Source organism: Arthrobacter sp. NtRootA1 (assembly GCF_019976975.1).
In the GTDB taxonomy this organism is placed as follows: Bacteria; Actinomycetota; Actinomycetes; order Actinomycetales; family Micrococcaceae; genus Arthrobacter; species Arthrobacter aromaticivorans.
In genome coordinates this window covers 2,611,892-2,636,663 of sequence record NZ_AP024630.1, presented here as the reverse complement: position 1 = coordinate 2,636,663, position 24,772 = coordinate 2,611,892, and the positions used below count along the sequence as shown (strand labels likewise).

Below are 24,772 nucleotides of genomic sequence, written 5' to 3'. Positions count from 1 at the left end.
CGACGAAGTGGGGTAAGACGTGAAGGCCATAATCGTCGGGGCGGGCATCGCCGGCCTCGTCGCAGCCCGTCAACTGGGTTTGGCTGGCTGGGACGTCGAGGTGCTTGAGAAATCCCCCGCACCGCGTCCTGACGGGTACATGATGGATTTCTTCGGTCCCGGGGTTGAGGCATCAGAACGAATCGGTCTCTACCCGCGTTTGGCCGCCGTCGCTTACCACGTGAAAGCGGTGGAGTACGTCAATGCCGATCTGCGCCCGAACGCCAGCCTCGACTATGACCAGTTCGCCAGGATCGCCGGTGAGAAGGTACTGAGCTTGCTGCGCCCTGATATGGAGCGTGCCGTCCTCGCCTCCCTTGAGGACGTCCCGAGGGACCGGATCCGGGTCCATTACGGCGCGCAGCTTTCCGGCGCTTGGGCGGACGACGACGGCGCGAGGGTGGCCGTCGGTTCTTCCGCGGAGGCGCTGCCCACCGCAGATCTCCTCATCGGTGCGGATGGCGTCCACTCCGGGGTGCGCGCGAACGTGTTCGGTCTCGAGGAGAATTATCTGCATTCCTTAGGTATGCGCGCTGCTGCGTTCATAGTGACTGACCCTGGGCTGAACTCCCGCTTCCGAAACCGCTTCGTGCTCACCGACACCTTGGACCGCATGGCAGGGCTCTACAGCCTGCGCACCGACCAAGTGGCTGCCTTCCTCGTCTACCGTGACACCGATGGAGGCACGAGCGAAAGACAGCCCCAGGGTACCCGGGAGCGGCTCCGTAGTGAGTTCGCCGGTCTGGGCGACGCCGTAGACAGGCTGCTGGAACTGTGCCCTGAACACCCTTACGACGACGTCGTGGCGCAGGTCATCATGCCCGCTTGGCACAGGGGAAGGGCCGTTCTGATCGGGGACGCCTGCGGAGCGGTCTCGCTCCTGGCCGGCCAAGGCGGCTCCCTCGCCATCGCTGGCTCGGCGCTTCTCGGGGATCTCGTCGGGCCTGTGGACTCCGCGGCCGGGATTGGTCCAGCGCTGGCTGAATTCGAGCGGCGCTGGCGGCCGGTAGTCGAGGCAGCGCAGGCCGCGGGACGGCGCGCGGCGTCGTCGTTTCTTCCCGCGAACAGACTCCAGCGTGTCCTGCGCCGCTGGATCATACGCGCGACCCACCTTCCCGGCATCGATAGGCTTGTGGCTCGTCAGATCGTGGGCAGGATCGCGAAGTAGGCGGCTACCGCGCCAAGCTCGGCCTCGGCGTCAGCTATGCGTTTGCACCCGACTACGCCCGGCCCCACCACAGGACAGTACAGGCTCGGCAACGTCCCCCACACCACTGCTTCGTCCAGACTGATCAAAGCTGAACTTGCTTTTCACGCAGCCGCCGCGACCCCGAGTTCCCGGTTGACCGCGGGCATGATCTCGGTGGCGAGGAGCTCGATGGACCGGGCCGTCTCCGCGAACGGCAGCCCGCCCAATCCGACCTGGGCCGCGTACCGTGTGGTCCCCAAGGACTCATGGATGGCGAGCAACTTCTCCACTACCTGCGGCGGGCTCCCAACGAGCAGCCCGCCGCCGGGTCCGGACCAGTCGTCGAAGGTGGAACGCGGGAAGTGGTCCACCGCGCGGGGCATGTTCTGCTCGAAGTAGGCGCGGTAGTACGGGTAGAAGGTATCGCGCGCCTGCTGCGACGTCTGGGCTGCGTAGAAATGCCCACCGGCACCCACCGGCAGCGCCGCGGCGTCGTGCCCGGCTTCGGTAGCGGTATTCCGGTAGAGCTCCACAAGGCGGCGGAATCTCTCGGGCCCGGACAACAAAGCGACGAACAGCGGCAGGCCGAGCCGCCCGGCCCGGGCGAAGCTTGCCGGCGTGCCGCCCACGCCCACCCAGACCGGGAGTTTTTCCTGCAACGGACGCGGGGCGATGTCCATGCCGGGGATGGTTTGGGTCAGGGTTCCCTGCCAGCTGAGGTCGGCGTTGTCCCGCAGCTCAAGCAACAGCCGAAGCTTTTCCTCGAACAGGGCGTCGTAGTCCACGGTGTCGTAGCCGAACAATGGGTAGGACTCGATGAACGCGCCCCGCCCGGCGATGATTTCGGCGCGACCGCCGGACAAAAGGTCCAGGGTAGCGAACTGCTCGAAAAGCCGCACTGGATCTTGCGTTGACAGCACGGTCACGGCGGTGCTCAGGCGGAGGTTGGTGGTTTCCCGGGCGATGGCGGCGAGCACGATCTCGGGCGCCGATAAGGCAAAGTCGTGGCGGTGGTGCTCGCCCAGGCCGAGAAAGCTGATGCCCGCCTGGTCCGCCAGCTTTGCCAGCTCGATGATTTCTGCAAGCCGCTGGTGTGGCGACAACGCCCTGCCGGTTGTTTCATTGCGCGATAGCTCACCGAAGGTAAAGATGCCGAAGTCCATAGTGGTTGAACATTCAAGTTTATTGTTCTATTCCGCCGCACCCTTTACCGAAAGGAAAGGCGGGCGCACGACGGCGGGAGCCACCCGCCGTCGTACGCCCGCCTGACACTGGGGTGCTTAGGCCTCCACGAGGTTTCCCTGTGCCGAAGCACCGGCTGGAACTTCGGCCGGAACGCCCGGCTCGTTGCGGCCGTACAGCCAGTCGTTGTACTGAAAGTTGTTGTCGCCGCGGCTCTTGAACAGCATGTTCCGCAGTAGCCGGGCCACCCCGTCCACGTGCCAGGACTCGCCCCAGATCCGGGCGGTGCGCTGGACCCGGGCGGTCCGGGCTGCGCGGGCTCCATTGAACGCGCTAAACGCTGCCTCCCACGCACCGGGGTTGACGCCTTCCTCCGTAAAGACAAGGCCCTGCGTCGCATCCTGCAGAACGGCCGCATCCTCAAGCGCCTGGCAGGCGCCCTGGGCCAGGTACTGCAGCATGGGGTGCGCGGCATCGCCGATGAGGGCCATCCGGCCGGCAACCCAGTCTTCGATCGGGTCCCGGTCATACATGGGCCAGCGGATGCCGGTGGCCAGGTTCTTCAAGGCTTCCTGTACGGCCGGGATGCAGTCGGCGTAGGCGGCTTCGAGCTCGTCCACCCCGCCGTACTGTTCTTCGCCACGTTCGAAGGAAGCGGACTTGAAGACCGCCACGGTATTCAGCAGTTCACCCTTGCGCAGCGGGTACTGCACCAAGTGGCAGTTGGGGCCGAGGTAGACTATGACGTCCTCAAGGTCCGCGGCCGGGGTCTCGGGGGTGATGGGCACGGTGCCGCGGTAGGCGACGTATGCGGAGGAGACCGGACCGTCGTTCGCGACGCCAGCGCGCAAGGTGGACTTCAGGCCGTCGGCGGCCAGGACGGCGTCGGCCTGGTACACAGCGCCCGAAGCGGTGTATGCGCGCGCCTTGTCCCCCTCGGTTTCCACCTTCTGCACCAGGACGTCATTGACCAGCTCCACCCCGGCTTCCTGGCAGGCCTCGAGCAGGATGCGGTGCAGGTCGCTGCGGTGGATCACCACGTAGGGGGCACCGTAGCGCTCCTCGAATTCGCCACCCAGCGTCTGGCGCGTCAGCTCCTCGCCGGTAACGGCGTCGCGGAACACAAGGTGTTTGGGCTGAACGCCGATTTCCAACGCCTTCTCCAACAGGCCCCAGCGCTTGAGGACACGGGAGGCGTTGGGTGCCATCTGCAGGCCGGCGCCCACTTCACCGAAGGCCGGGGCTACCTCCACCAGGGTCACTTGGGCACCATTTTCCTTCAGGGCCAAGGCGCCGGCCAAGCCGGCCATGCCGCCCCCCACTATCAGGACGTCGGTGGTCGCTGCGTCTTTAGACATGTGATTCTCCTACTGCTTTGGATGTTGAATTCTTGGTGATGATGAAGCCGAGCAGGATGGCTGCTACGGCGGCGGCCCCGGCGAATGCCAGGAAGTTCGAGTTGACGCCCAGGCCTGCGGCGAGCAGCAGTCCCCCAATCTGGGGTGCGGCCACGGCGCCGATGCGGCCTACGCCCAGGGCCCAGCCCAGCGCAGTGCCGCGCAAGTGTGCCGGGTAGTGGCTGGCGACTGCGGCAATGATGAGGCACTGGGTTCCGTGCGTACCCACACCGGCAAGCACCAACATGAGGTAGACGACGGCGACCGGCGGCCCGGTAACCAGCACCAGGAGGCCTGCGGCGGCGACGGCGGCTGCCGCGATCGCCGTCGGAACCGGCCCGAAGCGGGTGCCGGCCCAGGCAGTGATCACCGATCCGGCCACGGCGCCGAGGTTCAGGGCAAGGGCAAAAGTCAGGGCGGAGCCGAGGTTGTACCCAGCAAGCTGCATGAGGTTCGGCAGCCAGGTTCCCAGACCGTACCAGGCGAACAGGGTGGCCAGCGTAGCCAAGGCGTACAGCACGCTGAGGCCAAGGAAGGGCGGGCGGAGCAGTGAGCCGAAGCCCCCCGGCTTTTTGCCGGCAGCCTGGTTTCTGTTCGCAGCCTGATCAGGGGCCTTTCCTGCCTCGGAGGGCAGCGTTTCAGGCAGGTAGCGCAGGCCGAGCGGGATAACCACCACCAGGGCGAGGACGCCCACGAGGAACATGACGGGCCAGCCGAACGCGGGGATAAGCGGGATGCCCGCCAGCGCCGCAATCGATCCGCCGATGGGGACACCGGACATCATCAGCGTGGCAATGGTGGACCGCCACTTGGGTGGCACGAGTTCAGCCACCAAGGCGTTGGCCGACGGCACCAGGCCGCCCAGGCCGATGCCGGCCAGTAGCCGGAGCGCTCCGAAGATGAAGGCGTTAGGGGCGAAGGCACACAGGATGGTGAAAACGGAGAACACCACGGCACAGCCGAGGATAGTCCGGCGCCGCCCCCAGGAGTCGGACATCCTGCCAGCAAAGATGGCGCCGATCATCATTCCGACGAACGCCATGGAGCCGATGGTTCCGGCGGTGGCCTTGGTTAGGCCCCAGCCGGTATCGCTGATCAGCGATCCCTGCACTGTGCCGTAGACAATGAGGTCGTAGCCGTCGAAGACCACCAGCAGCCAGCAAACCAGAACAGCCATTATCGAACGCTTGGGGAACGCGGCGGGGCCGGTGCCTGCGCCGAGGGGGGTGCCTGCGCCGGAGGGAGATCCTGCCCGGGCTCCAGCCGGGGCGGGAGTCGAGGCATGTCGCTGCGGCGCTGCAGCGGAAGGGATGTGATTCATCCCACCACTGTGCTGGCCACCGTGCGGCGACACCTATAACATTCTGTCATGCAGAATCTTCCCGCTCGGAAGTTGCCGACGTACCCCATCGAAGCCGTGGACAATGCCCTGCAGCTCCTGCAGCTGCTACGCGACGTCGGCAGGCTTCGGGTCAAGGACGCAGCGGAGGAGTTGAAGGTGGCGCCGTCCACGGCCCACCGCCTACTAGCCATGCTGGTTTACCGCGGATTTGCCGTCCAGGACGAGTCACGCCGCTACGTTCCCGGACCTGCCATGGGTGCCGGGCCCGCGGGCGTGAGCTGGACCGGGCCACTGCGGGAAATCTCGCGGCCGCACATGGAGCTGCTGTCCTCGCGGACCAGTGAGACCGTAAACCTCATGATCCGGGTGGGCACGAAGGTGCGGTTCCTGGACACCGTAGAGGGCACCAACACCTTGCGCGTGGGAGACCGGCAGGGGACAGTAATGCCCGCAAACAAAGCCTCGGGCGGCAAGGCTATGCTCGCCGAACTGGACCCAGGCATGCTCGAACAGCTGTTTCGCAGCCCCAACGCCGAAATCGGCGGGGACAACATCCCGGACGATGAATACCCCGGATTCCTCCGCGAGCTGGACACCATCCGGACCAACGGCTTCGCCGCCAACTTCGAAGGAACCGAGGAAGGCATCAGCGCCTTCGGCATCGCCCTCCACAATGGCCTGGGCAACGTGGTAGGCGCCATTAGCGTGGCCACCCCCGTGGCCCGGTTCCGGCGACTGTTCGACGCCGGCCTGGTGGCAGTGATGATGGAAACCCGGCGGCAGCTCGAGATCGACATCGCCGCCAACCCGCTAAACACCGCAGACAGGCTCTGACCCGGCCGCGGCGTTTTATTCTGCACAACAGAATATGTTGGGCATCACAACCGCGCACTCCTTAGTGTCGAATCCACGCCGTATTCAGTCCGCACGCAAGGAGAAGGCCACCGTGTCCATCAGCGCCGATAACCCCACGCACGAGTCCGTTGCCCAGGGCATGTCCGTCCCGGAACCCACCCCCGAAGAGGCTGCCCAGCTGGAACAGCTCTACCGCGACTTCGACAGCGAGAACCTGATCCCGCTGTGGACGGAGATCGCGGATCTCATGCCGATGGTCCCGTCCCCTAAGGCGGTGCCGCACGTGTGGAGGTGGAACGACCTCTACCCGCTGGCCGCCCGCGCCGGAGATCTGGTACCCGTGGGCCGCGGCGGCGAACGCCGCGCCATTGCACTGGCCAACCCGGGCCTGGGCAACACCCCGTACGCCACACCCACTCTCTGGGCTGCCATCCAGTACCTCGGAGGTCACGAAACGGCCCCCGAGCACCGCCACTCCCAGAACGCGTTCCGGTTCGTCGTGGAGGGCGAGGGCGTGTGGACCGTGGTGAACGGCGATCCCGTGGCCATGCGCCGCGGTGACTTTCTGCTCACCCCGGGCTGGAACTTCCACGGCCACCACAACGACACCGACCAGCCGATGGCCTGGATCGACGGCCTGGACATCCCGTTCGTGCATTACACCGATGCCGGGTTCTTCGAGTTCGGCACCGAACGCGTCACTGACGAGGCAACCCCGGATATCTCCCGTTCCGAGCGGTTGTGGGCGCACCCCGGCCTGCGTCCGCTTTCCGGACTGGAGAACACCACCAACTCCCCCATCGCCGCGTACCGCTGGGAGCACACCGACGCAGCCCTGCGCGAACAACTGCTCCTCGAGGACGAAGGCCACCCGGCAACGGTGTCACAGGGCCACGCCGCCGTCCGCTACACCAACCCCACCACCGGGGGCGACGTGATGCCCACCATCCGTGCCGAGTTCCACCGCTTCCGCGCCGGAGCCTCCACCGAGCCACTCCGCGAAGTTGGGTCCAGCGTCTGGCAGGTCTTCGATGGCACCGGCACGGTGGTACTCGACGGCGAGCGCCGGACTCTCGCCAAGGGTGACCTGTTCGTTGTCCCTTCCTGGGCACAGTGGTCCCTGGAAGCCTCGGTCGATGGTGAGTTTGACCTGTTCCGCTTCTCCGACGCCCCCATCTTCGAACGCCTGAACTTCAACCGAACCTACATCGAAGGACACACCAAGTAATGAGACTCCTTACCCTCCGCACCTCTGTTGAGGACAAGACAGTAACCACGGCTGTCCGCCAGGACGGCGACACCCTCACCGAGATCCCGGGCTTTTCCGACGTCGGCGCCCTCCTGCAGGATCCCGACTGGGAAACCACGGCGAGGGCAGCCAACGGCGCAACGCACGCGCTGGACGGCGCGGACCTCGCCGCCGTCGTGCCCGCCCCAGGGAAGATCATCTGCGTGGGCCACAACTACCGTAACCACATCAAGGAGATGGGCCGCGAAGTTCCCGAGCACCCCACCCTCTTCGCCAAATACGCCGAATCGTTGATCGGGCCCAACGACGACCTTGCCCTGCCGCAGGAATCGGACACTGTGGACTGGGAAGCTGAGCTCGCCGTCGTGATCGGCAAGACGGGCCGCCGTGTCCCCGAATCGGAAGCAGCGGACCACATCGCTGGCTACTCTGTGCTCAACGATGTCTCCATGCGTGATTACCAGTTCCGCACCATCCAGTGGCTGCAGGGCAAGACGTGGGAGAAATCCACCCCGTTCGGCCCCGCACTTGTCACCAAGGACGAATTCACCACCGGCCCGCTGATGACCTCGGCGGTGGACGGCGAAGTCCAGCAGTCCACTCCCACATCGGATTTGGTGTTCACCCCCGAATTCCTGGTGTCTTACATCTCCACGATCATTACGCTGAACCCGGGCGACGTGATCGCGACCGGCACCCCTGGCGGCGTCGGCCACGCACAGGATCCCAAGCGCTACCTGCAGGAAGGCCAGATCCTGGTCACCACCATCGAGGGTCTGGGCCAGCTAACGAACCGCGTGGTCAAGGAAGCCTGATGGTTGCACGGCGCGATCAGACCACCGACCCGGTGCTCCTCGAGGGACTGCTGCAGGCACGGCGTGGGACGGCGTTCTTTGCCCGCAAGCTGAACGAACTGACGGATGCGGAGCTGGACGGCGCCTCGCTGCTGCCGGGCTGGACCCGGCGGCACGTCGTGGCCCACGTCGGCTACAACGCCCGGGCAATCGCACGGCTGGTGGAGTGGGCGGCCACGGGCGTGGAAACGCCGATGTACCCTTCTGTGGAGGTCCGGAACCATGAGATCGACTTCGGCGCCACGCTGAGTCCCATCGCGTTGCGGAACCTGTTCGACCACTCGGCAGTGCACCTCAACGTCGAATGGCGGGACCTGGCCGCCGATTCCTGGCACCACAAGGTCAAGACCGTGCAGGGCCGGGTGGTTCCCGCGGAGGAAACGGTGTGGATGCGCACCCGGGAGGTGTGGGTGCACGCCGTGGACCTGGACAACGGGGCAAGCTTCGCTGACATTCCGGCCCCTGTCCTGGCGCGTCTGCTCAAGGACATCACCGGAGCTTGGAAGACGCGCGGCACCGACAAGGACCTGGTGGTTGAAGTGACGGACCAACCCGCCGCCTTGATGTTCGGCGATACTGCGGCTGTTTCACCGCTGGAGATTAGGGGCTCCCTGGCGGACATCGCCTGTTGGGCCGCCGGCCGCGGAGCAGCCGGCGTTCTTGCCCGCAGTGGAGGCAAATCCGTCAGCCCGGCGCCTCCGGCTCCTGAGTGGATCTGAGGCGGGCAATCTGAATCATTCCTTGCAGGAGCAGCTCGTCCACTGAGCGGCGTTGATGCAGAAGCCCTGGGGTGGGTGGCTTGCAGGTCAGCTTGATGATCGGAGGGCTTGGACGTATGTCTCGACGCGTTCGAGGGTGGTTTCGTCGTGAGGGCCCCATTCAGGGTGCGGCGTGCCGGGCCCAGCATAGGGTTCGTCCCGGTAGTGGCGCTGATATTCCGCCAGTTTTTGTTCGAGTTCGGTCCGAATGAGCGCGTATGCGGGGTCATCAGCCACATTTCGAACTTCGGTGGGATCGTTATGGAGGTCGTAGAGTTCCCACTCTGCTTCGAATACTCGTTGCGAGGCACCGGGCACGTCGAGCCCGTCATTGTAGTAGTGGATGAGCTTGTAGTCCGCTGTGCGTATGCCGTAGTGTCCGGGGGCTGCGTGGATCGGGTCATCGTGTTCCCAATAACGGTAGTACGCGGCGTCGGGCCAGTCATCGATCTCTTCTCCCCTGAGAAGGGGGCGGAAGCTGCGGCCTTGCGATGTGGGAAGCGCGCCCTCTGCCTTGATGCCAGCAATATCCAAGAAGGTGGCAGCGAAATCGACATTTGTGATGATGGCTTCGCAGCGGCTGCCAGGTGCAATTTCGGCCGGCCATTTCATCAACAACGGCATTTGCAGCGACTGGTCGAACATGAGGCGTTTGTCGAACCAGCCGTGGTCGCCGAGGAAGAACCCTTGGTCCGATGTGTACACGACGAGTGTGTTCTCAGAGAGGCCGCGTTCGTCGAGGTAGTCCAGGAGCCTACCTACGTTGTCGTCGATGGATTGGATGCACTGCAGGTAATCGCGCATGTAGATTTGGTACTTCCACCGCATCCGCGCTTCCCGGTTTTCCGGTCCGCGCAGTTCTTCGGGAACTTCAGTCTTAAGGTCGTCGGCGCCCATATCGTCGGCAATAGTCATGTGGACATTTCGCACGGCCTGGCTGCGCGTGGCGTAGTCGTCGAAAAACGTTTCCGGTTCAGGGATCTGCCCGTCAGCATAGAGATGCTTGTGCTTCTCGTCGGGAATCCACGGGCGGTGGGGTGCCTTGTGGTGCACCAGCATGCAGAACGGTTCCTCGCCCGTCAGCTTGTTCAACCAGTCTATGGACAAGTCCGTAACGATGTCCGTCGCATAGCCGGGCACGGTGGTGCTCCCGCTGGGGTCGATCATCTCGGGGTCGAGGTAGTCACCCTGCCCGGGAAAGATCTTCCACTCGTCGAACCCCCGCGGCAGAGCCTCGCCTTGCTCTCCAAGGTGCCACTTTCCAAAGAGGGCGGTCTTGTAACCCTGCGCATGAAGGACGTCCACGAAAGTAGGCACGCGGTAGTCCATCTCCGTCCAGATGGACGATACGCCGTTGATGTGGCTGTAAGTTCCAGTGAGGATTGAGGCACGCGAGGGGCTGCAGATTGAGTTTGTGCAGTAGACAGCATCAAAGCGCATGCCGCCTTCGGCGATGCGATCCAGATGCGGAGTCGTGTTCACCTGGCTGCCGTACGCAGAAATCGCGTGGGCGGCGTGGTCATCGGACATGATGAAGATGATGTTGGTATTGGACATCTCTCCCTTTCTAAAGTTCTTGGGTGTTCGGTCCACCCTTTAATGTGCGGGCGGTAATTCGCTTAGTCAGTGTTGCCGGAGCAGATCGGGTTCAGTTGAGCTGAACCTTCTTGGTGATGCCGAGGTCGGTCACCGAGGTGCCGAGGCGCAGGGCGTATTCACCGCTTTCGTAGGTCCACCCCTCGTCCCAGTACGCGAGCAGTCGGGTTGGGACCTCGATAGTCGCGGTCACCGTTTCGCCGGGGCCTGCCCAAACGGGCGCTGAAGCGACAAGCCAACGCACGGGACGTTCGACGGCGGAATCCGGCTTTTCGGCGTAGATCTGGACCACGTTCTTGCCGGCTCGGTTTCCGGTGTTGGTCAGGGTTACGGTCAGTGGCAGGACCATACCCGCTGCTGCTTGTGCCGGGGCGTCGAACGTATCGAGGCTCCAGGTGGTGTAGCCGAGGCCGTATCCAAATTCGTAAGCGGGGGTGGCGCCGGTTTTGAGCCAGGCACGGTAGCCGATGTGAATTCCTTCTGCATAACGGAGCTTGCCGTCGGCGTCGGGGGTTGTGTTCAGGACAGGGACCGGCCCTTGAGTCGCCGGCCAGGTGGTGGGCAGGCGCCCGCCCGGTTCCGTGGTTCCGATGAGGATATCGGTAAGGGCATTGCCGAATTCCTGGCCGCCGAAGTAGCCGATCAGGATCGCGGCAACCTCGTGTCGCCAAGGCATGACGACTGGCGAGCCTGCGTTGACAATCACAATTGTGCGCGGGTTCGCTGCGGCGATGGCATGCACCAGGCGGTCCTGTAGCCCGGGAAGATCCAGAGTTGTGCGGTCGTAGCCTTCAGACTCGACTCGCGAGTTGGTCCCGACCACAACGACGGCGACGTCGGCCTCCCGCGCGGCCCTGGCCGCTTCGATGATGAGCACCTCAGAGTCGGTGTCAGCGGGTTCCGTGCCGAGCGTGACGCTGAGGGCGTTCTCCAACGGACCGGTCCGGCCTGCGGTGTCCAGTTCCACGCGGATATCCATGGGAACACCGGCGCTGACGGGGACCTCAACGGTTGAGGAGGGCGGGGCGAGGAAGGACTCGGCGATATCTTTGCCGTCCATCTCAATGACAGATTCATGAAGCAGCGCGTCGTTGACGTAGAGCCGTGTACGTCCGACAGTGGCTGCGCCGAGACGGATGGTGCCTGTTTCGTCCGGGGTATAGACAGTGTGCAGCCGCACGGTTGAAGAGTCCCGTACCGGTGCGTCGCCACCGAACCACACGAGAGCCGTGGAGCGGCGGTCCTCCGTGAACAGCTCACCACCGGCGCCGTCGAGGAAGGAGACCCGCAGTCCTGGTTCACGGGTGACAGGATTGATCAGCTGGGCCAAGGGTAGCTCGGCGACACCTTCCTGCACGATGGCGCCAAAGCTGTAAGTGACGTTCGCCGTCCCGAAGGCGGCTTGGATCCCCTCCAGCGGGGAGACGATCTTCTCCGGCAGGACAGTCGCGGACCCGCCGCCCTGTGTCCTGGCGAATTTGGCGTTGTGCCCGATTACGGCCACTTTTCCCGTCACGGCGCTGTCCAGCGGCAGCACGCCGTCGTTCTTTACCATGACAGTTCCCGCCGAGGAGGCTTCCCGGATGAACGCCACCAGGTCCTCTCTATCCACCGGTTCTGCCTGCACCGGCTCGAAACCTTCCAGGGCCCCCACTCGCGCAGCGAGCTGGAGGATTCGCAGCACCTTCCGATCGACAGTTGCCTCCGAAACGTCTCCGGCCCTGACCGCAGCCACGAGCGCTTCCCCCCAGGGCCCGTCGGGGCCTGGCATGACCAGATCCTGGGATGCTTTCGCGGAGTCGATGCTACGCACGGCCGTCCAGTCGCTAATGACCACACCGTCAAATCCCCATTCGCTGTTCAACGGGGTCTCCAGCAGGTCGTTCTCGGTAGCAGTCGTGCCATTGATCGAGTTGTACGCGCTCATGACCAACCATGCCCGCGACTCCACGATGGCCTTTTCGAACGCCAAAAGGTACAGCTCCCGCAGCGGCCGCTCATCGACCTGCACATCGACGGTAAATCGGTCAGTTTCAGAGTCATTGGCGACGTAATGCTTCGGCGTGGCGGCGACGCCGTTGCGCTGCAGGCCGTTGACGTATGCGGCAGCCAGTTCTCCCGTGAGCACGGGGTCCTCACTGAAGGCTTCAAAGTGCCGGCCGCCCAGCGGGGAGCGGTGCAGGTTAATGGTCGGGCCAAGGACGACGTCCACTCCTTTCCGGCGGGCCTCGACGGCAGAAGCAGCACCGAGCCGGTCCGCAATGCCGGGATCCCACGACGAGCTGATGGCCGTCGCCGACGGGAAATTCATGGATGGCCGGCGTTCGTCCCACATCTCGCCGCGGACCCCACTTGGGCCATCGGACATCACCATGGAGCGCAGCCCGATTTTTTCCACCGGCATGGTCGTCCAGAAGTCACGGCCTGTCAGTAACTGAACTTTTTCCTCCAGGGACAGCTCCTGGACCAAGGAGTCCAAGCGCCGGTCTACGCTGAGGGTTTTCATCGTTCCTTCTTTCATTGGTGCTTGGTGCCTGTCCTGAGACCGGCCGTGGTCGCCTCGGCGGTGCTTTCGTCACTGGGCGCAAAGCCAAGACGCCAGGCCTTGAAGCGCAGGGACATGCCTTCGTTGGGGACCACAGGGGCGGTGTAGAGATTCCATATCCGGCCGTCCTCGGCTGGGCTGCCGGTTACCCGGTCCATGAGCCTCCGGGGAACTTCGGCCTGCTTTGGTAATGAGGTCCACCCGATCGACGCACCCGGGGTAGCGCAGTTCGCCGCCACGCCTTCGGCGGTAACTGACAGGGTGGGAGCCGCGGTTACAGGGGCCTGGCCATGAGGACGCCAGCTGTCCAGCAACTGCTGTTCCGGCATCATCCCCAGGTCGTGAATATCGTTCTGCCAGGCTTGGAGCGCGGCCCTCAGACGGTGCAGAGTTTCGGCCTGCCGGGGTTCGTGTGCGAGGTTGCGGGCTTCGTGGGGGTCATGCTTGAGGTCGTAGAGTTCCTCAGCGGGCTTCGAGGCAGCGACGAGGCTCCGCTGAAGGTCGCTGAGGAGGCTGGGGTGTTCGCCGCATGCCAACTGACGTGCTTCTTCGCCCCGTAGGCGACGGAGTTCTGACCACGTAGCAGTGTGGTCGGGATAGTCGATATGGGGCATGGGTGAGCGGTCAGGATGGAAGTTCCTCACGTAACGGTATTGGCTGTCACGGACGGTCCGGGATGTGTCTTCTGATTCGTCCATGCGATCCCGTCCCCCAAATATGTAGTCGTTGGGACGGTCCTTGAAGCTGCCATCCGGTTCTAGGAGGGGCTTGCCGTGCATGTGGGCGGGAACGTCCAGACCTGCTGCTTGGAGCATTGTCGGTGCCAGGTCCATGGTGTGGACGAGGTCCGTTCGGACGGTGCCGGGGTGGATGACTTCCGGCCAGCGCAGAAGCAGGGGCACGCGTAGGCCGGCTTCTGTCGCCCAGCGTTTCGCCCTCGGCATTCCTTTGCCGTGGTCGCTCCAGAAGACCACGATGGTGTTCCCAGTGAGTCCGTCTTCCTCCAGCTGGCCGAGGATGTTCCCAGCCCACTGGTCCATTTCCGTGATCAGGTCCGCGTAGCGTGCCCAGGCCCGCCGGAACACTTCAGTGTCGGGATAGTAAGGCGGGAGTGGTGCCGTCGCCCTCTGGTGCCGCCTCTGCGCTGCAACGTTGGGAGTGGCCTGTTCAAAGGACTCCTCATCAAGGTAGATCTGCGACTCGTGGGTGGTCATGCCATGGAACATGGCGAAAAAGGGGGTGTCCGCTCCTGGGCGCTTTCGCCAGTGTGCTGTCGGGCTGCACTCATCGAAAACTATGGGCGGAACGTCCACTTGGAAGTCCGTGAAGGAGTTGTTCGTGCAGTAGTAGCCGGCACGTCGGAAGATTTCGGGCAGCAGCCTTACCTCCGGGGGCGGAACGGCCTTCGTGCGCATGTGCATGGTACCGATGGCAGCAGGATGGCAGCCGGTCAGAATTGCCGACCGCGCCGGTGCGCACACAGGTGCGGATGCGAACGCCAGATCGAAACGGGCGCCTTCGGCCGCCAAGCGGTCCAAGTTGGGCGTGAGCGCATATTCGGCGCCGGGCCAGATGCCCGAGTAGCAACCAAGATCCGGGTTGATGTCGTGCGTCGAAATCCACACAACATTGGGCAGGCTCATGGGGTGTGGACTCCGGCGTGTTCGTTTGGTTGTCCGATACCAGACTGAAACTCCCCGAGCATCGGATCTCCCGTGCTCCTCATCCAGCGCGAAAGACTGTTCCTTTTCCGGGCAAGTACCGGCGCGAGGTCAGAGCTATCCACCAGATTCGTCAGGCAGTCCGGATCGGTAGAGAGGTCATACAGTTCTTCACGGGCACGGGTGAGGTAGAAGTCAGCGCGCTGCCGGATGGCCTCGTTGGTCGGGGCAGCCTCCACCATCGCCGGCCAGGTCAGACCCCACATGTTCTCCGCGCGGTATTCGGTGTTGCCATCAGCCCATCCGTTCCAGATATAGCCGTACTGCAGGTCCTGAACGCACCGCATCTCAAAGCGCTGCTTTGCCGAGGTCTCGTGGAACACACTGAAGACTTCATTCCGTCCTTGTTCCGTTGCCCCTGTCAGAAGCGGGGTGATCGATACGCCGTCGATGCCGTCCGGTATGGCGACACCAGCGGCATCACAGAAGGTAGGGAAGAGATCGAGCATGCTGATGAAGTCGTCGTCGTTACTGCTGCCCGGAGCGGTCACGCCAGGCCATCGGACGATGAGCGGGGTCAACGTGCTGCGGAGGTAGCAGTTCGCTTTCGCAAACGGGAAGGCCATGCCGTTGTCCGACATAAAGATCACCAGGGTCTCCTCTGCCGCTCCCGTTCTGTCGAGGGCAGCAAGCACTGCTCCGACGACGTCATCGCACCTGCGGGACGAGCTCAGGTACTCTGCATATTCCTGTCGGACACCCGGTAGGTCGGGAAGGAATCCAGGGACTTCAACGTCATCTGCGACGAAGACCTTTGACGGCTCCGGATATTCGTTCCGTTCCGCTTCGCTCCAGAGTTCCCGCTCAGCCATGCTGCCGTGGAAGGGCCGGTGGGGATCGTGGGCATTGGCCATGAGGAACCAGGGGCGGCCTTCATGCGATGCGTTGGCGATGAAGTCTTCGGCCAGGCTGCCGTAGGCTTCCGGGTTTCGCCCTAGCCCTAACTGGCGCATGTCTGCGGCCATGTCCCAGCCGAAGCGCTCCACCGGCTGGATGTGGCCCACTTTGCCTAGGATCCCCACCTTGTAGGCTGCCTGTTTTAGGTGGTCGTTGATGACGCCGATGCCCTCGCGGATGGGTTCGAATCCTTCGGCCCCGTTACGGTGGGGCCACAGCCCGGTCATGAGGGCGGACCGGCTGGGTTGGCAGACTGCCGCTGGGACATGGGCGCGGTTGAAGACCATTCCCCCGGCGGCCAATCGGTCAAGGTTAGGGGTGGCGTCCTTGGGGCCTCCGAAGGAACCCGGCGTGTTGCCATCCATGTCATCAGCTGTGATCAGCAGGATGTTGGTCATTCTTCTTCCTCTCCTTCGTACGAGAGATGGCAGTTAGTCCGTGCCGGAGTGCGGTGGTCGATAGCGCCTGAGACGTTGTTAGGCATTCTGGGCGGCGAGCAATTGTCGGCGCTCCTCCCGGCGGCGTGCCTGGGCTTTCGGGTCTGCCACGGGTGCCGCGAAGAACAGACGTTGTGTGTACGGGTGCTGTGGGCGGCTGGTGACTTGGTCGCCGTCGCCGAATTCGACGATTTCACCCCGGTACATAACTGCTACGCGGTGGCTGATGTGCCGCACCACCTCGAGGTCGTGCGAGACAAAGAGGTATGCCACCTGGGTTTGCTCCTGAATATCCTTGAAGAGCTCCAGGACCCGCGCCTGGGTGGAGAGGTCCAAAGCCGAGACCGGCTCGTCACACACAATCAGCGCGGGTTGCAGGGCCAAGGCACGGGCGATCGCGATCCGCTGGCGCTGCCCTCCCGAGAATTCCCGGGGAAGCCTGTTGCCTGCGTCAGCCGGCAGGCGGACCATGTCGAAGAGGTCCTTGATGCGCTTGGATGATTCAGAACGGGGAACTTTGCGGACGTCGAGCGGCTCGGAGAGGATTTGTTCCACGGTCAAGGACGGATTCAGTGATGTGTAGGGGTCCTGGAAAACCACCTGAATGTCACTCGCCAGTCGACGGCGGTCCGTACGGCTTGCGTGGGCAATGTCCTCGCCGCGAAAGAGCACCTGCCCGTCGGTGACGGGGGCCAGGCCGAGGACTGCCCTGCCAAGCGTTGTTTTGCCCGATCCTGACTCCCCTACCAGGCCAACGCATTCGCCTCGGTGGACGTCGACGGAGACGCTGTGCAGCGCCCGGAAAGGATTGCCGCGGAAGCCATGGCCGGGGTATTCGACGGTGACGTTTTGGACGTCAAGCAGCAACTCACTCATCGGACTGCTCCCTTCGGGGACGGGCTGGCAGAGTTGCCGGCAGTTACGAGCGGGCCTCGGGGTTCGGCCTCGCTGAGGATGGCACCCAGTAGCTCTTGGGTGTAGGGGTGGCGGGGGCTTTCGAAGATCGGCTCTGTGGGCCCGGTTTCAACGATTCGCCCGAGCCGCATGACGGACACCCGGTCACAGAGGTCGGCGACGACGCCAAAGTTGTGCGTGACAAGGACAACGGCCATACGGAACTCTTTCTGCAGGTCCCGAAGGAGGTCCAGGACTTCGGCTTGGACTGTTACATCCAGGGCAGTTGTGGGTTCGTCGGCAATCAGCAAGTCAGGGTTGCAGGAGATGGCTCCGGCGATCAGGACGCGCTGGGCCATACCACCGGAGACTTCGTGCGGATAGGCGGCAAATGTTCGCTCGGGATGGGGAATCCCCACCCTAGCCAACAGGCTCAGGGCTCGTTCCTTTGCTTCCTTGGCGGATATTCCGAGCTGGATTTGCATCGGCTCGACGAGTTGGCTGCCGATTGTGAAGGAGGGGTCCAGGTTGGACATTGGTTCCTGCGGGATGTAGGCGATGCTTCGACCCCGGATCTTTTGCATATCCCTTTCGGATACCTTCGCAAGGTCCCTGCCCTGGAAGTGGATCGAGCCACCCACGATTTTGCCGCCTTCAGGCAGTAACCGGAGGATAGACCAGGCCGTCTGGGTTTTACCTGATCCGGATTCCCCGACCAGCCCGTGGACTTCTCCCCTGCGGACCGTGAGGGAAACATCGTGGACCACCTTCTTCAACCCGCCGTCGGGGCTGGGATAACCAACGGACAAGTTGGTCACTTCCAGGACCACTTCTCCGTCTGGCGCACCCGATTCTTCGTGCCGGATGATTTCCGACGGCGCCTCAGCCTCCGTCGCGGCCGGCGCCTTCGCCTTGCGGCGTTGCTTGCGGGGTGCGTTGGAGCGCTCCAGCTCGTCCCTGAGGCTGTTGGCCAGCAAAGTGAGCGAGATGAGCGTCAATCCGATGGCGAGGGCCGGCCACAGAATGAGCATGGGAGAGGTGTAGAGGTTGGTGAAACCATCGCTGAGCATCGAACCCCAGGTGGGAACGTTGATGTCCCCCAGGCCTAGGAACTCGAGGCCGGACTGGACGGCCAGGGCGATGCCGCCAACGATGGCCGACTGGATAACAATCGGGGCGCGGACGACGGAGAGGATATGGACTGCAATAATGCGTCCGTCGCCGAGGCCCGAGACGCGTGCGGCGTCGACGTAAAGTTCGTTCCGTACAGCTGTAACAGAGGCGTAGACGAGCCTGAAGAACGCCGGAGAGAGCATGACGCCGAAGATCAGCATTGAGAGCCAAAGTGAGGGCCCCACGACGGCGCGGGCCGCCAGGAGGACAATGATGGTCGGCAACGCCATCATCAGGGAGATCACCCATGTCCAGGCAGTGTCGATCCATTTTCCGAAGTAGCCTGCGAGCAAGCCCCCGCTTACACCGATGATCATGGAGGTAAGCAGCGCCACCAGTGCTCCGGCGAGGCTGAACTGTGCACCGAAGATGAGCCTGGACAGCACGTCCCGGCCTGCGCCGTCCGCTCCCAGCAGGTTCTCGCTGTTGGGAGGAGCCAAGACGTTCTGGATCACGGCCGTGTTCGGATCGTGCGGGGCGAGGAAGTGCGCGAACAGTGCCGTGATGACGGCAATCGCTAGGAAACCCATGGAGGCGACGGCCAGAGGGTTGCGCAGGACGCGGCGGAAAAGGGAGACCTTTGACGCGTCGCGGGGGGCGACAACGATCTCGGGGTCGGTGGTGTGTGCAGGAGAAATCATGACAGACGCACTTTCGGGTTGAGCCAACCCTGGGCCAGGTCGACCAGGAGATTGAAAACGATGACGATGACGCCTGTCGCGACGAGCAGGCCCATGACCAGTGGGATGTCACCTTGGGTGGTGGCCTGGACTGCCACTTGTCCCAGTCCGGGGATCGCAAACACCTGTTCGACGATGACCGCACCGCCGAGCAGACCGACGAAGATGACGGCCAAGACCGCGAGGGCCGGACCAGCGGCGTTCCGCAAAACGTGTTTGAGGATGACACGGCGTTCTGGAATTCCATGGCTCCGCAGGGTGCGGACGTAGTCGTTGCGCAGTGCATCGATGACGGCACCGCGGATCTGCTGGGTGACGTTGGCGATGCCGCCCAGTGCCAGCGCGATCACCGGAAGAGTCACGGTCTTCACCCACCCCGTTGGGTCCTCTGTGAAGGGAACGTAACCCGTGGGATCGAACCAACCCAGGGTTAGTGCAAAGAACAACACGAGGCCGACGGCGAAGAGGAATCCAGGGATCGCGTGGCCGAGGATGGCAAGAAGCTGGGCGACTTTATCTATCCAGCCGCGCTTCGTTGCAGCCAGCACGCCTAGAACAACTGAGACGACTGCGACTACAAGAACGGTCCCGATGACCAAGGACAAAGTAACGGAGAGGCGGGAGAAAATGGCGGCCGAGACCGTCTGGCCAGTGAACCATGACGAGCCAAAGTCTCCCGAAAAGGCGTGGGCCACCCAGTCGCCGTACTGGGCCAAGACGGGTCGGTCGAGGCCCAATTCGTGGGACTTTTGAGCAACAGTCTGCGCGTCGGCCGATTCGCCGAGTATTTTCCTGGCGATGTCGCCGCCACCAAGGTAGAGAAGCGTGAAACCGAAGGTGGTGATGGCCGCCAGCAGTACTAAGCCGGTGAGTAGCCTTCTCACTATGAATGCAATCATGACTGGTTTGTCTTTCGGTAAATGGGGTGCCGGGGGCCCGTGGGAACCCCCGGCATAGGTCCTAGGCTTTGGGCGTAATGTTCCAAAGGTTGGGCCAGGCGTTCCCCTGGTTGAGCTCCACCTTCGTCTTTGCGTTAGTGACGAAGAAGTTCGTCGGCGTGTACCAGGGGGCAAACCACGCCTGGTCCACGACGTACTGGTTCAGTTCCTTCAGTGCAGCGTCCCGGTCGGCGCCTTCGGCCGTGCGGATCTTGCCGATGAGGGCATCGACCTTCGGGTCTTGATACTTGAAGGTGTTCCAGGTCGCCGTGGGTGCAAGGAGGTTGCTGATGAGCTGCCATTCGTTGGCGTCCCGTTGCAGGGTGAAGTAGGAGACGCCGTACTTCTTGCTTTGGAGGTCCGGGATGATGTTCTGTCCGACGTCCACGTAGGAGACCTTGATGCCGACATCGCTGAGCTGCTGCTGCAAGAGGGGCCACATCTGCTTGGGGAATCCCGGTGCGGTGGGGATGGTGAGTTCAAAGCCCTTGGGATAGCCAGCCTTCGCAAGCAGATCCTTGGCCTTGGCCGGGTCGAACTTGTACTTATCGTTCAATGACTTGTCGTAGGCCGGCGAGTCTTCCCGGAAGACTTGGCCGGTCACCTCTCCGAAGCCCAGGCCGACCGCCTTCAGGAAAGCGTCCCGATCCACGGCGTAGTTGATTGCCTGGCGCACTTCGACTTTCCCCAGCGCGGGGTTGCTTTGGCCCGCACGATCGAACAGCATCAGGCCAGCGAAGTTCAAGGAACTGCCGTTGTCAGTGAAGCCGGCGGCCTTAACCTGGGGGATGATGCTCACGTCGTTGATGGCCGACGCATCCAACTGCTTGCCGCGCAGGGCGTTCAGCAGTGACGTGGCGTCGTTGTAGACGTTAATGGTCAGTGAGTCATACTTGACGGCGTCCGCGTTCCAGTACTTGGGGTTCTTGTCGAACTTGTACGACGTACCGACCACCGTTGACCCGGTGTTCAGGGTGTATGGTCCGGAACCAACAGGGTTGGTCTGGACGTCGGACTTACTGAAAGCTGCGGGGCTTTCCTGCATGCCCGCGGCCTGTGCCAGATAGATCAAGAAGGCAGGATTGGCCTGCTTGAGCGTGATCTCCAGCGTGTTCTTGTCCTTCGCAGCGGCGTTGACCATGTCAACGACCTTGCTGCGCTGTGGAGAGGTGCCGTCACGGAACCGCAGGAGATTCTGAGCGGCAACCTCGGCCGTGAAGGGAGTTCCGTCGGTGAAGGTGACATCTTCCCGGAGTTTCATCGTCAGGATAGTCTTGTCTGCGTTGTACTCCCATTGTGTGGCCAGGTTCGCCTCAACGTCTTTGCCGTTCGGTGAAGGCTTCAGCAGGCTGTCATAGACGGCCTGGAAGTAGATCGACTGGTTACCCCAGTTAAGGTTCCGCGCCTCGAACGTCTGCGGCGGAATTATGTTGCCGAGGACAAGGCTGGGCGCGGTTTTTGCCGCGCCACCGGTGTTGCCGCCTCCGCCTCCGCCGCAACCGGCCAGCGCAAGGCCGGCCGCAATCACGGCTGCAACAGCGGCCTTTTGAAAACGCATCATTACGTCCTTTCAGCTTTGGAGGCACCCAGCTGTGTCTCGCCGCAGTACCTGCCGCTCATCACTGAGCAGTAAGTCGAGAATGGCAGATTGTGAAGCACAACACAAGACCCAATCTATATAACTTGTGAAATAGTTTCTGGCGAAACGAAGCTCGTAAATCTCTGGCCAAGGCAATTCCACTAGTGATATAACTAAGCCATCGGCCGGCCATGGCCTCAAATGAACGCCCCGGGATATCCCCGGAGACAGGAATGGATCGATGAAGATCATTTATGTGGACGTTGATTCACTTCGCCCGGACCATACCGGCGCTTACGGGTATGCCAGGAACATCACCCCCAACCTGGATGAGATGGCTCGGAACAGCGTCATTTTTGACCGCTACTACTGTTCGGACTCACCCTGTCTTCCCTCACGGACAGCGCTAACGAGCGGTCAGCACGGAATCACGAACGGCGTTGTAGGCCACTTCGGAGACGACGCGCGGTTCCGTCTGGATGCCGGCCACGCCCCACACCCCCACCGCCCGCTGCTGGGGCAGGCGTTGAACATGGCTGGCTACACATGTGCCGCTGTGTCTTCCTTCGCCGAACGGCATAGGGCCTACTACTTCATGGGCAATTTCAGGGAGAACGTCCAGGTCACCGCCGATATGGGCGACGAGCCAGCCGACATGATCACGGACGCCGCGCTGGAGTGGATCGAAAGGCACCAGGACGTCGAGAACTGGTACCTGCACGTCACGTACTGGGACCCCCACACGGACTATCTCCAGGACGAGTCCTGGACGGCCAAGGCTGCGGCGTCAGGTCCCGCTCCTTCATGGCCCGATCAGGACGCCATTGACTCCCACGCTGAGATCTACGGCGCTCGAAGCGCCCTGGACCTGCACTACTCCGGGGGTCCAAGGAAGTCCAAGGTCCCCCACAACATGCCGGACGAAATCCGCACCCGCGCCGACTTTGAACACCTGATCAACGGCTACGACGGAGCCATCCACTTCTGGGATACCGAGTTCGGCAGGCTCCGCCGCGCGATTGAGGACATGGGGCTGGCAAATGACGTCGCCATCGTGGTTTCCTCGGACCACGGGGAATCGTTTGGCGAGCTCGGTCTGTATGCCGAACACGGCCTTGCCTCCGAACCAGTTCACCGGCTTCCGATGATCGTTCATTGGCCAGGTGTGACTGACCAGCCCGGCGTAGCGGGCAGCCGCAACGATGCCCTTCTCTACAACATCGATTACGCACCCACCATCCTGGATTTGCTCGGGTTGCAGCAACCGGAAAAGTGGCAAGGTAAAACTTACGCACCCGCCGTCCGCGGCGAGTCCATCGAGTCACGCCCCTACCTTGTCTGGGGCCATGGGGCCCACACGTATCAGCGTGCCGTCCGTACGCGCGATCACCTGTACATCCGCACATACCACCCGGGCTGTTTCAGGGCCGAACTCGAATCGCTGTTCAACGTGACTGAGGATCCGTACCTGACCAACAACCTCATTGCCAGCGAACCCTTTCTGGCCGCACACATGAGGTCAAATCTCATGGAGTGGCTTGGCCACTACGCCGGAACACCAGGAGCCCTGCCGGATCCTATGCAGGGATCGCTTCAGGTTGGCCCCACCCTCTATAACCAGCCGAAAGATTACGCCCAGCATCTTCGCAATACTGGCCGTGGTCATCTCGCCAAACATCTCGAGGAGCAATTGAACCCGGGCAATGCAGCGACACACGTCTCATGGCATGCACAGGTGCCCATAAGCGAGGATGATCGAGAGGCGATGAGAAAGCGCTTTGCATTGATCACGGCCCAGGAGTAAAAGTGGCAAGAGTAACCGTCGAAAAGGAAGCGGCCCCCAAGGGGATCCGCGTTGAACCCGGAGCCTCACTCGGCAGGCTCGAAGTAATCCTTCTGAGCCTGCTGAGCACCAGCGCGCGCACCGGCTATGACGTCCGTAAATGGCTTGACCGGCATGGCGCCTACGTGGGTTACAGCGCGCAAACGTCACAGATTTACCGCCAGTTGGGCAAGCTCGTCGACAGGGAATGGGCGTTCCCCGTCCCTGACCCACGCAACTCCGGGCCCGACGCCAAGCTCTACCAGCTAACGGACGAGGGCCGCCGGAAGCTCCAGGAATGGATTGATTCACCCTACGAGCCGCCGTTGCGTCCCCTGGACCCCGATTTTCAGGTCAGGCTTCGTTTCGCCGGAACGGACAGCCCGGAAAAGGCCTTGGAACTCGTTCGTACCGAGCTCCAGTTTCGCCGCGAACACCGCCAGGACCACATGTTCACCACGGAGCTGGCAGAACAAGATTTCGGTCCTGACCTTGATGAGGACGAACGTTACTGGCGTGAGGAGTTACTGCGTCTCCAGAGTGAACGAGGCCTGTACATGGTCAACAGCCTGATGGCCTGGCTTGAGGCTACGGAAATCCGGCTGGAGGCCATCATCCGGCAACGGAACCTGAAGAGGGCAAGATGATCCAACTATCAACTACCAACTCAGTCCCGGATCCCGGCCACAGCTGCTGCACAGCCAGTGTCCACTCTGCTGCTCCCCAGGCGGTCCGCGCTGCACCGGTGTCGACCGGATCGGCAAAACCCGCTCACGAGGAAATCCATATCCCCAGTGGAACGTACATGATGGGCGATGGGTTCGGGGAAGGGTATCCAAACGACGGCGAATCACCCGCTCATGAAGTCCACCTCGACACGTTCGTCATGGACGTCACCGCTGTCACCAATGAAAAGTTCGCGGCCTTCGTTGCTGACACAGGTTTTTCTACAGAAGCCGAAACGTTCGGATCGTCAGCAGTGTTCCACCTCCTCGCGACAGCACGGAAGCAGGACGTTCTGGGTGTCGCTGCCGGGGCACCCTGGTGGTTGAACATCCGCGGAGCAGACTGGGCCCATCCCACCGGCCCGGACTCACGTTGGGAAGACGTTGCCGACCATCCGGTGGTCCATGTCTCTCACAACGACGCTCTCGCCTACTGCCAGTGGGCAGGACGCCGCCTGCCAACGGAGGCCGAATGGGAGTACGCCGCTCGAGGCGGACTCCAAGGAAAAAGATACGCGTGGGGCAACGAACTCACCCCGCAGGGGGAACATCAGTGCAATATTTGGCAGGGCACCTTCCCCACAATCAATACCGCTGATGACGGGTACCTCGGTACTGCCCCGGTCAAGTCCTTCCCAGCCAACGGATACGGCCTCTTTGAGGTGGCCGGGAACGTCTGGGAATGGTGCGCAGACTGGTTCCTCCCCAAGTACTACCGCAACTCCCCCGCAGAGAACCCGAAAGGCCCTACCATCGGAGCGGGTCGAGTTATGCGCGGGGGTTCGTACCTCTGCCATGACTCTTACTGCAATAGGTACCGCGTCGCAGCCCGCACATCGAACACCCCCGAGTCCTCAAGCGGCAACTGTGGGTTCCGCACGGTAGCACTCTAGTCTCCAG

General features: G+C 62.8%; 20 protein-coding genes. 8 read left to right on the top strand and 12 right to left on the bottom strand.

Annotation, left to right across the window (positions count from 1 at the left end; all coding sequences use genetic code 11):
* Nucleotides 1-19: 19 nt before the first annotated feature.
* Complete coding sequence (locus tag LDN90_RS11775) at nucleotides 20-1,207, top strand: FAD-dependent monooxygenase (RefSeq protein WP_223949205.1); 1,188 nt, start codon at nucleotides 20-22, stop codon at nucleotides 1,205-1,207.
* Here the strand turns inward: LDN90_RS11775 and LDN90_RS11770 are convergent.
* From LDN90_RS11770 to LDN90_RS11755, 4 genes are all read right to left on the bottom strand, one after another.
* Complete coding sequence (locus tag LDN90_RS11770) at nucleotides 1,180-1,335, bottom strand: hypothetical protein (RefSeq protein WP_223949204.1); 156 nt, start codon at nucleotides 1,333-1,335, stop codon at nucleotides 1,180-1,182. The two genes, LDN90_RS11775 and LDN90_RS11770, sit on opposite strands and share 28 nt — an antisense overlap.
* Before the next feature lie 15 nt (nucleotides 1,336-1,350).
* Nucleotides 1,351-2,391, bottom strand: a complete 1,041-nt coding sequence (locus LDN90_RS11765) for an LLM class flavin-dependent oxidoreductase (RefSeq protein WP_223949203.1) — start codon at nucleotides 2,389-2,391, stop codon at nucleotides 1,351-1,353.
* Nucleotides 2,392-2,508: 117 nt separating this feature from the next.
* Nucleotides 2,509-3,768 carry an FAD-dependent oxidoreductase gene (locus tag LDN90_RS11760; protein WP_223949202.1) on the bottom strand — a complete coding sequence of 420 codons (1,260 nt, stop codon included), beginning with the start codon at nucleotides 3,766-3,768 and terminating at the stop codon, nucleotides 2,509-2,511.
* A complete protein-coding gene (locus LDN90_RS11755) occupies nucleotides 3,761-5,128 on the bottom strand; it encodes an aromatic acid/H+ symport family MFS transporter (RefSeq protein ID WP_223949201.1) in 1,368 nt (455 codons plus the stop codon). Before LDN90_RS11755 ends, LDN90_RS11760 begins: the two co-directional genes overlap by 8 nt.
* Before the next feature lie 48 nt (nucleotides 5,129-5,176).
* Between LDN90_RS11755 and LDN90_RS11750 the strand changes: the two genes are divergently transcribed.
* The 4 genes from LDN90_RS11750 to LDN90_RS11735 all read left to right on the top strand — a co-directional run bounded on the left by LDN90_RS11750 (nucleotide 5,177) and on the right by LDN90_RS11735 (nucleotide 8,826).
* Nucleotides 5,177-5,983 carry an IclR family transcriptional regulator gene (locus LDN90_RS11750; RefSeq protein WP_223949200.1) on the top strand — a complete coding sequence of 269 codons (807 nt, stop codon included), beginning with the start codon at nucleotides 5,177-5,179 and terminating at the stop codon, nucleotides 5,981-5,983.
* A 112-nt stretch (nucleotides 5,984-6,095) separates the two neighbouring features.
* Nucleotides 6,096-7,232, top strand: coding sequence for a cupin domain-containing protein (locus tag LDN90_RS11745; RefSeq protein WP_223949199.1), 1,137 nt, complete (start codon nucleotides 6,096-6,098; stop codon nucleotides 7,230-7,232).
* Nucleotides 7,232-8,068, top strand: a complete 837-nt coding sequence (locus LDN90_RS11740; RefSeq protein WP_223949198.1) for a fumarylacetoacetate hydrolase family protein — start codon at nucleotides 7,232-7,234, stop codon at nucleotides 8,066-8,068. The genes LDN90_RS11745 and LDN90_RS11740 overlap by 1 nt, the downstream gene beginning before the upstream one ends.
* Nucleotides 8,068-8,826: a maleylpyruvate isomerase family mycothiol-dependent enzyme gene (locus LDN90_RS11735; protein WP_216923703.1), complete on the top strand. Its 759-nt coding sequence runs from the start codon at nucleotides 8,068-8,070 to the stop codon at nucleotides 8,824-8,826. The genes LDN90_RS11740 and LDN90_RS11735 overlap by 1 nt, the downstream gene beginning before the upstream one ends.
* Nucleotides 8,827-8,913: 87 nt before the next feature.
* Here the strand turns inward: LDN90_RS11735 and LDN90_RS11730 are convergent, their stop codons facing one another.
* The 8 genes from LDN90_RS11730 to LDN90_RS11695 form a co-directional block, all read right to left on the bottom strand.
* A complete protein-coding gene (locus LDN90_RS11730; protein ID WP_223949197.1) occupies nucleotides 8,914-10,422 on the bottom strand; it encodes a sulfatase in 1,509 nt (502 codons plus the stop codon).
* Nucleotides 10,423-10,513: 91 nt separating this feature from the next.
* Nucleotides 10,514-12,967, bottom strand: a complete 2,454-nt coding sequence (locus LDN90_RS11725) for a glycoside hydrolase family 3 C-terminal domain-containing protein (RefSeq protein ID WP_223949196.1) — start codon at nucleotides 12,965-12,967, stop codon at nucleotides 10,514-10,516.
* An 11-nt stretch (nucleotides 12,968-12,978) separates the two neighbouring features.
* Nucleotides 12,979-14,649, bottom strand: a complete 1,671-nt coding sequence (locus LDN90_RS11720) for a sulfatase (RefSeq protein WP_223949195.1) — start codon at nucleotides 14,647-14,649, stop codon at nucleotides 12,979-12,981.
* The gene (locus LDN90_RS11715) at nucleotides 14,646-16,022 is read right to left on the bottom strand and encodes a sulfatase (RefSeq protein WP_223949194.1); all 1,377 of its coding nucleotides are present in this window, start codon (nucleotides 16,020-16,022) and stop codon (nucleotides 14,646-14,648) included. The genes LDN90_RS11720 and LDN90_RS11715 overlap by 4 nt, the downstream gene beginning before the upstream one ends.
* Before the next feature lie 78 nt (nucleotides 16,023-16,100).
* Nucleotides 16,101-16,937 (bottom strand): ATP-binding cassette domain-containing protein, encoded by an 837-nt coding sequence (locus LDN90_RS11710; protein WP_223949193.1) that lies wholly within the window; start codon nucleotides 16,935-16,937, stop codon nucleotides 16,101-16,103.
* On the bottom strand, nucleotides 16,934-18,769 hold the full coding sequence (locus LDN90_RS11705; RefSeq protein WP_223949192.1) for a dipeptide/oligopeptide/nickel ABC transporter permease/ATP-binding protein: 1,836 nt from the start codon (nucleotides 18,767-18,769) through the stop codon (nucleotides 16,934-16,936). Before LDN90_RS11705 ends, LDN90_RS11710 begins: the two co-directional genes overlap by 4 nt.
* Nucleotides 18,766-19,707, bottom strand: a complete 942-nt coding sequence (locus LDN90_RS11700) for an ABC transporter permease (RefSeq protein ID WP_223949191.1) — start codon at nucleotides 19,705-19,707, stop codon at nucleotides 18,766-18,768. The genes LDN90_RS11705 and LDN90_RS11700 overlap by 4 nt, the downstream gene beginning before the upstream one ends.
* Nucleotides 19,708-19,768: 61 nt before the next feature.
* Nucleotides 19,769-21,307 (bottom strand): ABC transporter substrate-binding protein, encoded by a 1,539-nt coding sequence (locus LDN90_RS11695; protein ID WP_223949190.1) that lies wholly within the window; start codon nucleotides 21,305-21,307, stop codon nucleotides 19,769-19,771.
* Nucleotides 21,308-21,566: 259 nt separating this feature from the next.
* Between LDN90_RS11695 and LDN90_RS11690 the strand changes: the two genes are divergently transcribed.
* The 3 genes from LDN90_RS11690 to LDN90_RS11680 are packed head-to-tail and all read left to right on the top strand — an operon-like array spanning nucleotide 21,567 to nucleotide 24,765.
* Nucleotides 21,567-23,129, top strand: coding sequence for a sulfatase (locus LDN90_RS11690; RefSeq protein WP_223949189.1), 1,563 nt, complete (start codon nucleotides 21,567-21,569; stop codon nucleotides 23,127-23,129).
* Nucleotides 23,130-23,131: 2 nt separating this feature from the next.
* Nucleotides 23,132-23,794 carry a PadR family transcriptional regulator gene (locus LDN90_RS11685; protein ID WP_223949188.1) on the top strand — a complete coding sequence of 221 codons (663 nt, stop codon included), beginning with the start codon at nucleotides 23,132-23,134 and terminating at the stop codon, nucleotides 23,792-23,794.
* The gene (locus LDN90_RS11680) at nucleotides 23,791-24,765 is read left to right on the top strand and encodes a formylglycine-generating enzyme family protein (protein ID WP_223949187.1); all 975 of its coding nucleotides are present in this window, start codon (nucleotides 23,791-23,793) and stop codon (nucleotides 24,763-24,765) included. Before LDN90_RS11685 ends, LDN90_RS11680 begins: the two co-directional genes overlap by 4 nt.
* Nucleotides 24,766-24,772 lie beyond the last annotated feature (7 nt).